10 protein-coding genes are annotated in these 11,355 nt (G+C 68.8%); 6 read left to right on the forward strand and 4 right to left on the reverse strand.

Going from position 1 to position 11,355, the window contains the following annotated elements; all coding sequences use genetic code 11:
* Window positions 1-19 precede the first annotated feature (19 nt).
* Both D187_RS04465 and D187_RS49390 read right to left on the reverse strand, forming a co-directional pair.
* A complete protein-coding gene (locus D187_RS04465; RefSeq protein WP_002631376.1) occupies window positions 20-589 on the reverse strand; it encodes a tRNA-uridine aminocarboxypropyltransferase in 570 nt (189 codons plus the stop codon).
* Between the two features lie 60 nt (window positions 590-649).
* On the reverse strand, window positions 650-3,574 hold the full coding sequence (locus D187_RS49390) for a PAS domain S-box protein (protein WP_155893172.1): 2,925 nt from the start codon (window positions 3,572-3,574) through the stop codon (window positions 650-652).
* Between the two features lie 394 nt (window positions 3,575-3,968).
* Between D187_RS49390 and D187_RS04475 the strand changes: the two genes are divergently transcribed.
* Window positions 3,969-4,352 (forward strand): hypothetical protein, encoded by a 384-nt coding sequence (locus tag D187_RS04475; RefSeq protein ID WP_043428401.1) that lies wholly within the window; start codon window positions 3,969-3,971, stop codon window positions 4,350-4,352.
* Window positions 4,353-4,470: 118 nt separating this feature from the next.
* Here D187_RS04475 and D187_RS49395 read toward each other — a convergent pair whose 3' ends face one another.
* The gene (locus D187_RS49395; protein ID WP_002631373.1) at window positions 4,471-4,785 is read right to left on the reverse strand and encodes a hypothetical protein; all 315 of its coding nucleotides are present in this window, start codon (window positions 4,783-4,785) and stop codon (window positions 4,471-4,473) included.
* 238 nt (window positions 4,786-5,023) lie between these two features.
* Between D187_RS49395 and D187_RS04485 the strand changes: the two genes are divergently transcribed.
* The 5 genes from D187_RS04485 (at window position 5,024) to D187_RS04505 (ending at window position 10,296) form a co-directional block, all read left to right on the forward strand.
* Window positions 5,024-5,971, forward strand: coding sequence for a threonine/serine dehydratase (locus D187_RS04485; RefSeq protein WP_051256212.1), 948 nt, complete (start codon window positions 5,024-5,026; stop codon window positions 5,969-5,971).
* A gap of 107 nt (window positions 5,972-6,078) precedes the next feature.
* Window positions 6,079-6,741, forward strand: a complete 663-nt coding sequence (locus tag D187_RS04490; RefSeq protein ID WP_002631371.1) for a response regulator transcription factor — start codon at window positions 6,079-6,081, stop codon at window positions 6,739-6,741.
* 30 nt (window positions 6,742-6,771) lie between these two features.
* Window positions 6,772-7,140 carry a response regulator transcription factor gene (locus D187_RS04495; protein WP_002631370.1) on the forward strand — a complete coding sequence of 123 codons (369 nt, stop codon included), beginning with the start codon at window positions 6,772-6,774 and terminating at the stop codon, window positions 7,138-7,140.
* 44 nt (window positions 7,141-7,184) lie between these two features.
* On the forward strand, window positions 7,185-9,263 hold the full coding sequence (locus D187_RS49400; protein WP_002631369.1) for a PAS domain-containing sensor histidine kinase: 2,079 nt from the start codon (window positions 7,185-7,187) through the stop codon (window positions 9,261-9,263).
* Between the two features lie 172 nt (window positions 9,264-9,435).
* Window positions 9,436-10,296 (forward strand): alpha/beta fold hydrolase, encoded by an 861-nt coding sequence (locus D187_RS04505; protein WP_002631368.1) that lies wholly within the window; start codon window positions 9,436-9,438, stop codon window positions 10,294-10,296.
* 194 nt (window positions 10,297-10,490) lie between these two features.
* On the opposite strand, the gene D187_RS04510 is transcribed toward D187_RS04505, so the two are convergent.
* Window positions 10,491-11,201, reverse strand: coding sequence for a hypothetical protein (locus D187_RS04510; RefSeq protein ID WP_002631367.1), 711 nt, complete (start codon window positions 11,199-11,201; stop codon window positions 10,491-10,493).
* Window positions 11,202-11,355: the final 154 nt, after the last annotated feature.

Consider the following 11,355-nt stretch of genomic DNA (forward strand, 5'->3'; position numbering starts at 1 on the left):
GTAGGGGCCGACTGGGGACTCAATTCAGGGTCCCGCAGTCGGCGATCCGCCGCACCCGAAGCGCGGCCAGCCGCTCCAGCGGTGCCGCGGTGTCCGGTCCCTCCAGGAGCGCCACCGCGCGGGCGACCGCGTCCAGGGTGGACATCCCGGAGGGGTGCGTGGGCTCGCGCAGCCGGAGCGTCCCGGGGTCGGGCGGCGGCAGCACCAGCCGGGGGAGCGTGCGCAGCGCGGCGATGCGCTGGGTCATCCGCCGTGTTTGTGACCAGCTCCCATCCAACACCACCAGTTGCCTGGGCGCGGGGGCGCCGGGCGGCGCGGTGGGGCCATCGGGGAAGAGCAGCCAGGTGCCGGGCTCGCCGAGCAGGGCGGTGTCGAGCGCCTCGTCCGGCGCTCCATAGGTGAGCAGCCTGGAATTCGTGAGGGCCAGCGTGGCCAGCCGCCCGGTGTTGCTCTTCTTTCGGGGCTCCACCACATGCTGCACGAGGAGGAACCGGGTGCGCGTCTCCACCCGGGGGAGCTCGGCGCACAGGCACAGGTGGGGCGGGAGGTTGCAGCGGTCACAGCGGGGACGGGCGACGGGGAGAGACATCCTGCGTCATCCTGTTCCGGTGGCGGCGGGAAGAGAAGCGTTCGTTCGGGGGCCACCCGCTCAGGACCGCAGGGGCAGGGACACGGTGAAGAGCGCGCCGCGCTCCGGCTCGCTCTCCACGCTCACGCCGCCGCCCAGCGCGCGGACGATCTCCCGCGTGATGTAGAGCCCCAGCCCCAGCCCGCCATAGTGCCGGTCGCTCACCGCGCGCTCGAACTTCTCGAAGATGCGCGCCTGGGCCTCGGCCGCGATGCCGATGCCTTCGTCCCGCACCCCCAGCAACGCGCGCCCGTCCACCGTGGCGAGCGTCACCTCCACCGGACGGCCCGCGCCGTACTTCAGCGCATTGGTGAGCAGATTGGTCACCACCTGCTCGAGCCGCAGCCGATCCCACCGCCCCACCACCGGCGCCTCGGCCAGCCGCAGCCGCAGCGCGCAGTCCGCCTTGGCCGCCTCGGCCTCGAAGGCGTGGGCCACCTCGCGCACCAGCGCGCTCAGGTCCACCGGCTCCAGGTGCAGCTCGAGCCGCCCCGTGCTGATGCGCGACACGTCCAGCAGGCCGCTCACCAGCACGCTGAGCTTGCGCGTCTGCGTGCTCACCACGTCCAGCACCGCGCCCACCTGGCGCGCGGGCAGCACGCCTTCCGGTTCCGCACTCACGCGCCGTTGCAGGGCCTGCACCTTGAGCTGGATGGGGGTGAGCGGCGTCTTGAGCTCGTGGCTCGCCACCCCGAGGAAGTCGTCGCGCAGCTGCACCGCCGCCTGCGACGCCGCGTACAGCCGCGCGTTGTCCACCGCGAGCCCCGCGCGCCGGCCCAGATCCTCGGCGAGCCGCACGTCCGCCTCGTCGTAGCGCCGCCCTGACTCCGAGTGGGCGAGGATGAGCACACCCAGCAGCTTTCCGCGCGCCACCAGCGGCACCGCGAGGAAGGAGCGCAACCCCAACTGCCGCGCCATCCCCAGCCGCTCCGGGTCGCCTTCCGTCGCGGCGACGAGCATGTCTTCCGAGACGTCCGGCACCCACGAGGTCTCGCCGGTGCGCAGCACGTGGGGCACCCCATACCGGGCCTTCAGGTTGAGGGCGTAGCGGCGGGCGATCTCCCAGGCGAGCCGCACCTTCGCCGGATCGGTGTGGCTCACCGCGAGCCGACGCAGCGAGCCGTCCTCCTCCAGCATGTCCACGCAGCACCAGTCCGCGAGCGTGGGCACCGCGAGCCGTGCCACCTGTTGCAGCGTGGCCTCGGCCTCCAGCGTGCTGCCCAGCAGCGCGCTCGCCTCGGCGAGGAAGCGGTGGGCGTCGCGGGTGCGGCGCGCGTCGTCGATGTCCGTGGCCGTGCCGAACCACTTGAGGGGGCGGCCGTCCGGCTCGCGCATGCAGGTGGCGCGGGTGAGGAACCACCGGTAGGCGCCGTCCGCGCGGCGGATGCGGTACTCCACCTCGTAGGGCTCGCCGGTGTGCACGCTGTGCGTCCAGCGCCGCTGGGTCTCGTCGAGATCCTCGGGGTGGATGAGCTGCGTCCACGAGTTGCCCAGCGCCGCCGCTTCCTCCCGGCCGATGTAGCGGGTGAGCACCTGGTTCACGTAGTCGAGCTGCCCGTCGGCGCGGGCGGTCCACACCACCTGGGGCATGGACTCGGCGAGCGTGCGGAACTCCTGCTCGCGCTTTTGAAGGGCGCGCTCCGCCTCCTTGAGCGCGGAGATGTCCTGGAAGGTGACCACCCCCACGGCGGGGCTGCCCTCCATGGCGGGCACCTGCGAGGACTCCACCAGGATGGCGGTGCTGCCGCGCGGAGTGTCCAGCAGCATCTGTAGCCCGCTCACGCTCTCGCCGCGCGCCGTGCGGGCCGAGGCCATCTGCTCGGACGGAATGGGGGTGCCATCCAGGTGGCGCACGGTGACGATGCGGTCGTACTCGGCGCGCGTCTCGGGCCGCGGATAGGTTCCCCCCCACATCTGGTCCGCCGCCGCGTTGGCGAAGGTGAAGCGTCCACTGCCGCGCTCCACCAACACCAGCGGGACGGGGATCCGATGCAGGACGGCCTCGAGCCAGTGCTGCTGCGCGATGAGGCGCTCGTTGAGGGACTCCGCGTGTTGCTGTGCCCGCACCTGGGCCGTGACATCCAGGAAGAGCGCGCCCACGGCCACGACGGCGCCGTCCTCGCCCCGCACGGGGAAGTAGTTCACCATCACGTGGCGCCGCTCACCGGTGTGCGCGAAGTCCACGTACGTGGGCAGCCCCATCAGGGTCTCGCCCGTTCGCAGCACGTGCTCCACGCGCTGCTGGATGCGGGCGGACTCCTCCAGGGGCGATACCTCGCGCACGGTGCGCCCCACCACCTGCTCCGGGGAGCGGCCGATGGCGTGGGCGATCCACGCGTTGCAGCGCACGTAGCGCAGCTCGCGGTCCACCAGCGTCATGCCCACGGGCGCGGCCGCCAGCAGCGCGTCCACCAGGGGCAGGGGCCCCACCGCGCGCTGCACCTCCTGCACCGCCGCCTGCACGCGTGCCGCGCTCTCGCGCTCCAGCAGCTCGCGCTCGCGCCGGCGCATCTCGGCCTCCTCGCGCTGCAACTGCCGGCCACGGCGGTAGAGGTCCACGAAGACGCCCACCTTCGCGCGCAGGATGTCCGGATCATAGGGCTTGACGATGTAGTCCACCGCCCCGTGTGCGTAGCCCTCGAGGATCGCCCCCTCGTCGCGGCTCACGGCGCTGAGGAAGAGGATGGGCGTGGCGGCCGAGCGCTTGCGTTGTTTGATGAGCGTCGCCGTCTCCAGCCCGCTCAGCCCCGGCATCTGCACGTCCAGCAGCACCGCGGCGAAGTCCTCGGAGAGCATCGCCTTGAGCGCCTCCTCTCCGGACGTCACCTTCACCAGGGGCTGGCCCAGCGGCGCGAGCACCGCCTCGAGCGCGATCAGGTTGGGGGGGTAGTCGTCCACCAGCAGCAGCGGGGCGGGCGGCAAGGGGGCGGAAGAGGAGGTGGGCACGGAGGGCACGCGCGGGCGGGGGCAGAGGGAGAACCTCGCACAGAAGCGCCCCAGGCGCGCGGGTCCGCGTGGAGGGGCGGTCTGGCTCCAGACGGTCCTCTAACGCCGAGTCGCGCGCGACCCCCGAGGTGCGTCCTGCTCGCTCGGGGTACGACCCGTTAGCAGGGAGGGCGAGCGTCCAAGGGCCTCCTGGGGTAGGCGCCCACGCTTCGGCCAGGACCATTCCTCGGGGAAGCAGTGTCAGGTTTCGCACGGCGGGCCCGGTGGCTGCCTGTCAAGCAGGACACCCCGTGAAGCCCTCTCCCCCCTCACCCAGGGTGGACCCAGGTTGGAGATGGCGTTGATGAAAACGCCATTGCAAGACAACCACGATGGAACGCGGGGTGGATGCCTCATGAAGAAACAAATCCTGATGCTGAGTCTCTGTGGTCTGATGGGGTTCCTGGGGGCCGGGTGCGGCGGCGCGACGGAGGAGCCGGCACCACAGGCGAGTGAGCAGTCTCCCGCCGGAGGACAACCGGAAGCCGTTCCACCCGCTGATGACTCCCAGGGGGCCTCGACCGCGGGTGAAGATGGCGGGGTGACGGCGATGGCCAAGAATTGTCAAACCACCTGTACCGGCCATAACAGCAGCGGCGCGACGTGTGGGGTCGTCGGCTTCGGCTCCACCACCTTCCTGGGCGGCTGCACCAAGGCCTGCAGGTTCGCGAGGCAGGACGCCGACACGAAGGCCCAGACGAACGGCTGTTTCATCGAATCCTGCAATGACCAATGCTAGGAGCGTGCTCCGGCCTCGGAACGAGGACGGGGGACGTGAGGGCGTGGGGCGCTTCTCCAGGATCTCCCGGAGGAGGGCCCTCGGCGCCGGGGCTGATGTCCTCGGCGCGCGTGCCTTCTCAACCGCGACCGCCATCCGCTTGGGCACGCCATTGCTCGAGGAGCTCCAGGGCCTTTTCCCGCGTGGCGACGAATTGAATCTTCGTTCGCGGCGGATCATCCGGTGACCGGGTCAGCGCGGCGGCGAAGACCACTCCCTTGGCGATGGCCCTGTGCAACAGCCGCGTGTTGAAGAGGATCATTCCCAGGAACCACTCGGACCGGATGTTTTCGCTCATGTAGCGTTTGGCCTCCGCGTCCATCCCCATCGAGGCCTGCATGTCGCTCAGGACGAAGTAGGGCTGCTCCTTGGCCAGCTCCCGGTAGAGATTCACGATTTGAACGGCTTCCTCCCGCGAGCACTCTCCTTGGGTTTTCATCCAGAGCAGATCAGGGGGCTCGAAGCGGAAGGTGTTCGCCCCTATCGTCCATTCACGTGGGCCGGGCGTCATACGCGCGGCCGATGGTAGCAAGAATCGACCCGCGCCAACGAAGAGGTTATCCATGGGGACGTGGCGCGCGCGGGTGCGCGGCCTGCTACAACCCTCAGTGTCCTCACGACCCTTACTCCCCGTGACCCTTCCTCTTTCACGTGACGATATCCGCGCCGCCCACGAGCGCATCCGCCCCTATATCCGCCGCACGCCCGCCTGGAGACTGCCGGGCGGAGCCCTGGGACATGACGGCCCGGTGAGCCTCAAGCTGGAGCTGCTCCAGCACGCGGGCTCGTTCAAGTCGCGAGGGGCCTTCAACACCCTGCTGACGCAGCGGGTGCCGGAGGCGGGCGTCGCCGCGGCCTCGGGAGGCAATCATGGGGCGGCAGTCGCCTACGCGGCGAGACGGCTGGGCGTTCCGGCCCGCATCTTCGTCCCGGAGATCTCCAGCCCCGCCAAGGTCGAGGTCATCCGCCGCCTCGGTGCCGAGGTCGTCATCCAGGGGTTGCGCTACGCCGACGCGCTCCAGGCCTGCGCCGCGTACATCGAGCAGACGGGCGCGCTGTCCATCCACGCCTACGATGCGCTCTCCACCATCCAGGGCCAGGGCACCGTGGCGCTCGAATGGGAAGAGGAGGAGCCGGGGCTCGATACGGTCCTCGTGGCCGTGGGTGGAGGCGGGCTGATCTCCGGCATCGCGAGCTGGTGGGCGGGGCGGGGCGTCAAGGTCGTCGGCGTGGAGCCCGAGGGCTCACGGGCCCTGCATGCCTCGCTCGAGGCGGGACACCCCGTGGACGTGGTGGTCGAGTCGATCGCCGCGGATTCGCTCGGCGCGCGCAACACGGGAGGGCTCGTGTTCTCCATCGCCCGCGCGGCGGTGGACCATGTGGCGCTGGTGAGCGACGCGGCGATCCGCGAGGCCCAGCGCACGCTCTGGCGGGACTGGCGCATCGCCTCGGAGCCCGGCGGTGCGACGGCCCTGTCCGCGCTGCTCTCCGGGGCCTACCGGCCACGCCCGGGTGAGCGCGTCGGCGTGCTGCTCTGTGGGGGCAATGTGGAGCTGAGCAAGCTCGCGGAGATCCTCTAACCTCCGGAGCACATCCGAAGTACCGGGAGCGGCCCCACCGGCTGCTCCGGCTCGGACCATACTCAGGTATGATTGTGGGCGCTTCCCCTGCATGCCAAGGTCTGGGCATGAGTGAGGACGCCGTCATCCACATCGTCGACGACGACCCGTCGCTGCGCACGGCCTTGCAGTCCCTGTTCCGCTCCGTCGGGATGGTGGCCTGGGCCCATGCCTCGGTGCGCGCCTTCCTCGACGCCGAGCGGGTGGACGCCCCCGGCTGTCTGCTGCTCGACGTGCGCCTGCCCGGCACCAGTGGCCTCGACTTCCAGGGGCAGCTCGAGTCGCTCGGCATCGACCTGCCGGTGATCATGATGACCGGCCACGGCGACATTCCCATGTCGGTGCGGGCGATGAAGGCCGGCGCGGTCGATTTCCTGCCCAAGCCCTTTCGTGAGCAGGATCTGCTCGATGCCGTGACGCTCGCGGTGGAGCGCCATCGCGGCCAGCGCTCCGAACGCGTGGACCTGGCTGGCCTGCGTCAGCGCTTCAGCACCCTGTCGAAGCGCGAGCAGCAGGTGATGAGCCTGGTGACCATCGGGCGGCTCAACAAGGAGGTGGCCGGAGACCTCCACTTGAGCGAGATCACGGTCAAGATCCATCGCGGCTCGGCGATGCGCAAGATGGGGGCGAACAGCCTGGCGGATCTGGTGCGCATGGCCGAGGCGCTGAGCCTCCCGAAGACCCTGGCCGAGGCCCTGACCGCAATCCAGACACGAAAGCCCTCGTCCTGAAACGCGCAGCTGGGAAAGGCCAGGAATGCCATGCCGTCCGCTCCCCTCATCTCCGTCATCGACGATGACGCGTCGGTCCGTCTGGCCGTGCTCAGCCTGCTGCGGTCGTTCGGGCTGAAGGGACTGGCGTTCGACAGCGCCGAGGCGTTCCTGGAGTCAGGCGAGCTCGAGACCACGAACCTGGTCATCACCGACATCCACATGCCGGGCATGAGCGGCATCGATCTCAAGCGGACGCTCGACGCGCGGGGTTCCACGGTGCCCGTCATCATGATCACCGCCAAGCTGGAGGCGGCGGTGTGGCAGCGGGCGCGGGCGTGCAATCCGTCCGGCCTCCTGAAGAAGCCTTTCGACAGCGAGGAGTTCATCGCCTGCGTGGAACGCGCCCTTGCGCCGTGAGATCCCGCCGCGCATGCTCCCACGTCGTTTCAAGGAGTGGGCTGATGCCGGAAGGAAACGGGCCGGAGGATGTCGGGACCTTGCCGGGTCTGCTCGGAGCGGTCGTCAATGGCGCGGCCGAGAGCGTCATCGTCCGCGACCCGAGCGGCCGCGTCCTGTTGTGGAACAAGGCGTCCGAGGCGCTCTATGGCTTTTCTCGCGAGGCCATGCTGGGCCGTCACCTCCATGACCGCCTCAATGCCCACCACCCAACGACCATCACCGGTCTCGAGCAGCACCTGCTCGAGCAGGGGCACTGGGAAGGCGAGCTGAAACGCACCACCGCGTCCGGCGAGGAGCGGCGTGTCGAGGTCAGGTGGACGGTGCTGCGCGGCCCCGAGGGTCATCCCGCCGCGATCATCGAATACGGCCGCGATACCACCCGCTTGAGCGTGATCGAGCTCGAATCCCGGCTTCAGGCGCACCGCTACCGCAACCTGTTCCAGGCCATGGCGGCGGCGTTCTGGGAGATCGATTTCTCGGAGGTGAGCAGGATGCTGGCCCAGCTCATCCATGGCGGCGTCAAGGACGTCCGCGGCTACTTCGAGGCCCATCCCGAGTTCATCGACGCCACCCTCGCCGCGGCGCGCGTGGTCGATGTCAATGACAAGAGCGTGGCGCTGTTCGGTGACGGGAGGCGTGAAGACATCATCGGCGGCTCGCTCGAGCCCTACTGGCCGCCGGAGAGCCGCCACGTCTATGCCGAGAGCCTGCTGGCGGCGCTCGACCGGCTGCCCCATCTGTCCCGGGAGACGCGGCTCACCACGCTCGGCGGACGGAAGATCGATGCCCTGTTCACGGTGTGCTGGCCCTCGGGCCACCATGGGCGAGGCACGGTGCTGATCGGCATCATCGACCTCTCCGACCGGGTGGCGGCGGAGCAGGAGGTGCGCGCCAGCGAGCTGCGCTTCCGCCAGCTCTTCCAGGCCATGTCGACGGCGCTGTTCCAGATCAACACCACGCGCCAGCGCGCGCTCCTGGCCGAGCTGGAGGCACGCGGCGTCGAGGACCTCGCCGCCTATTTCGACAGCCACCCTGGCTTCCTGCTCACCTGCATGGACGCCATGACCATTGACGACGTCAATGAAGCGGCGGTGCACCTCATGGGCGCCAGGGACCGGTCGGAGTTGGTCGGCCAGCCGGTGACGCGCTTCTGGCCGCCCTCGTCCCATCCGGTCATCCGGCGTTCGCTGCTCTCCAGCTACAGGAAGCAGACCAGCTTCGAGGAGGAGACGGTCCATTACCGGTTGGATGGCAGCGAGCTCAACACGCTGTTCACCCTCAACGACTCCCCCGAGCTGCGGGCGCGCGGCATGGTGCTGGTCGGGCTGACCGACATCACCGAGCGCGAAGCCGCGCAGAAGGCGCTGCGGCAAGTGCAGAGCGAGTTCGCCCATGCCTCGCGCCTGTCGATGCTCGGAGAGCTGACGGCGTCGATTGCCCACGAGGTGAACCAGCCCCTGGCCGCCATCGCCGCCCATGGCGCGGCGGCGACGCGGTGGCTCTCGCGGCCCGAGCCGGATCTCGACGAGCTACGCGCCATCAACGCCAACATGGTCAGCGACGCGAGGCGCGCCGCCGACATCATCGCCCGCCTGCGCGCCATGGCCTCGAACAAGGCCTCGGAGCGGCAGCGCCTGTCGCCCAACCTCGTCATCGAGGAGGCGGTGCGCTTCCTCCACCACGAGCTGATGGCGCACGAGGTCGAGCTGCGCCTCGAGCTCGCCGACGGCCTGCCGGACATCGAGGCCGACCGTGTGCAGCTCCAGCAGATCATCGTCAACCTGGCGCTCAACGCCATGCAGGAAATGAAGCGCGCCTGCTGCCCACGGCCCCGGCTCAAGCTGAGGACCCTGGCGGGTGACGGCGAACTGCGCTTCGAGCTCGAGGACTCGGGGCCGGGCATTCCGCCGCAACATCACGATCGGCTCTTCCAGAGCTTCTTCACCACCAAGGCGGCCGGTCTCGGCCTGGGGCTGTCGATCTGCCGCAACATCATCGAGGCGCACGGCGGCCGCATCTGGGCGGAAAACATCCCCTCCGGCGGGGCGCGATTCGTCTTCACCCTGCCCATCGCGGGATAGCAGCGCCCGGTGGAGGGGATGACCCCATACCAAGGTATGGGCCGGCTCATCCCCCCGTACAAAAGACAGCGCGACGGTCAATCGTCATAGTTGCTCCATCGCTCGCACGGGAATGAGGGTCAAAACCCATCCCCGCCGAAGTCACCACCTGCTCGCGGAGGAAAAACCAGACATGAGCACGCCCGCCCCCGTCCATACCGCCGTCAATACTCCCACCCGCTTCGCCGAAGTGAAGGGCCGCCGCATCGCCTACCGGGATCTCGGCCAGGGGGTGCCCATCCTCCTGTGTCTGCGATTCCGCGGCATTCTCGACTCGTGGGATCCCGCCTTCCTCGACGCGCTGGCGGTCCACCACCGCGTCATCACCTTCGACTACTCCGGCCTTGGCCAATCGACTGGCGAGCCCAGCTATGTGCGCAAGAAGATGGCCCAAGACGCCATCGATCTGGCCGACGCGCTGGGCCTCGAGCGCTTCGTCATTGGCGGCTGGTCGCTGGGCGGCATCGCGGCGCAGGTGGTGACGCGCCTCCACCCCGAGCGAATCCTCAAGACCATCCTGATCGGCACCACGCCCCCGGGCAAGGTGCGCTTCGGCCCGAAGCCCATCTTCTTCGAACGCGCCTTGAAGCCGGTGAACGATCTGGATGACGAAGTCGTGCTGTTCTTCCATCCGGAGTCGCAGAAGTCCCGCGCCGCCGCGGTGGCGTCGCACAACCGCATCGCGGCGCGCACCACGGACCTCAGTCCGGCGATTCCGATGCCCACCGTCTTGAAGATGATGGCCGAGACCCGGGCTGAGGATCTCTTCGTCGATGATGACGGCTACCGTGACTTCCTCAAGAGGACCGACATCCCCGTGCTGGTCATCTCCGGAGACCAGGAAATCGTCTTCCCGGTGGAGAACTGGTTCGATCTGACGCCGCAGACGAAGTCGGTGCACCTGATGGTGTTTCCTCAGATGGGCCACGGCCCGCAGCACGAGACGCCGCAGGTGTGCGCCGACCTGATCACCAGCTTCATCCGCAACAACTGAGTGGGCGGAGTGGGCGCCGGAGAAGGTGTCAAAGAACTCCGGAGAAGGTGTCAAAGAACTCGAGCCCGGAGAAGGTGTCCCGGAGAAGGTGTCGGAGAAGGTGTCAAAGAACTCGAGCGGAGAAGGTGTCAAAGAACTCGAGCGACGCGATATGGCGCCGCGGTACTCGCGCTTCTCCAGAGGGCCGGCACCCGTCAGCGCGCGCCGGTCGCGGTGCCCGGCCCGTCCACCTTCTGGTGTCCGGTCACCGTCACCTCCGTACGAAAGCGCAGCTTGTAGAAGAGGACTCCGCCCGAGCCGGCGATTTTCATCTGCGTGGGCTGCCGCTCGCACGGGGTCTCCGTGTAGGCCAGGAAGTCCATCTGGAGCTCATCCAACATGGGGGGCATGTCGGAGGGGGAGATGCGCAGGGTCATCACCTTCCCGGCCCGCGCGTCCACCATCGCTTGTCCCTTCATCCGCTTCTTGTCTGACTTCAAGGGGGCGAACTTCACGGTCACCAGCCCCTCGCTCGGACCCGGTGTGGAGTCGAAGCGGTAATCCGCCCTGGCCCGCGGATGGAACGGGGACAGCCTCGCCTTGTCGTCCTCGTTCTTCGGCGGGTCCTTCGGCTCCGCCTTGAGCTGGCTGGTCAGGTCCCCCTCTTCCTTCTGGGAGAGGAGCTTGCGCGCAATCACCGTGGTTCCGGAGCGGGTGACCTCGTAGCTGCGGGTCAGCCGTCCCTTCACCTTGCCCTCCTTGTCCAGCTCCTCCGTGACTGAGTTCTCCACGGTGCGGCAGGCGGGGATGGCCAGCTTTCGCTCCTCCGCTTCGCCCAGGCGTTGGAGGAGGTCATCCGGTGGCGCTTCCGCGCGAGCGGAGACACCGAGGAGCAAGGGAAGAAGGGCAAGGGCAAGTGCGCGCATGGCGCGGAGATTAATCTCCGTCCGCCTTCGAGCCGCAATCGAATTGCCGAGAGGGTGTCAAAGGATTCGAGTGCGCCAGGTAAAGCCTGGGTGAGGAGGAAGCGATGTAGAGCGGAAACTTCACGAAGGGACCCTGCGGGTTCAAACCCCGCCC

The organism is Cystobacter fuscus DSM 2262 (assembly GCF_000335475.2).
In the GTDB taxonomy this organism is placed as follows: Bacteria; Myxococcota; Myxococcia; order Myxococcales; family Myxococcaceae; genus Cystobacter; species Cystobacter fuscus.

Bases quoted from the DNA above. Each gene is read 5' to 3' on its own strand.
- D187_RS04465 (WP_002631376.1), bottom strand. From the start codon at position 589: ATGTCTCTCCCCGTCGCCCGTCCCCGCTGTGACCGCTGCAACCTCCCG.
- D187_RS04475 (WP_043428401.1), top strand. From the start codon at position 3,969: ATGAAGAAACAAATCCTGATGCTGAGTCTCTGTGGTCTGATGGGGTTC.
- D187_RS04490 (WP_002631371.1), top strand. From the start codon at position 6,079: ATGAGTGAGGACGCCGTCATCCACATCGTCGACGACGACCCGTCGCTG.
- D187_RS04495 (WP_002631370.1), top strand. From the start codon at position 6,772: ATGCCGTCCGCTCCCCTCATCTCCGTCATCGACGATGACGCGTCGGTC.
- D187_RS49400 (WP_002631369.1), top strand. From the start codon at position 7,185: ATGCCGGAAGGAAACGGGCCGGAGGATGTCGGGACCTTGCCGGGTCTG.
- D187_RS04505 (WP_002631368.1), top strand. From the start codon at position 9,436: ATGAGCACGCCCGCCCCCGTCCATACCGCCGTCAATACTCCCACCCGC.
- D187_RS04510 (WP_002631367.1), bottom strand. From the start codon at position 11,201: ATGCGCGCACTTGCCCTTGCCCTTCTTCCCTTGCTCCTCGGTGTCTCC.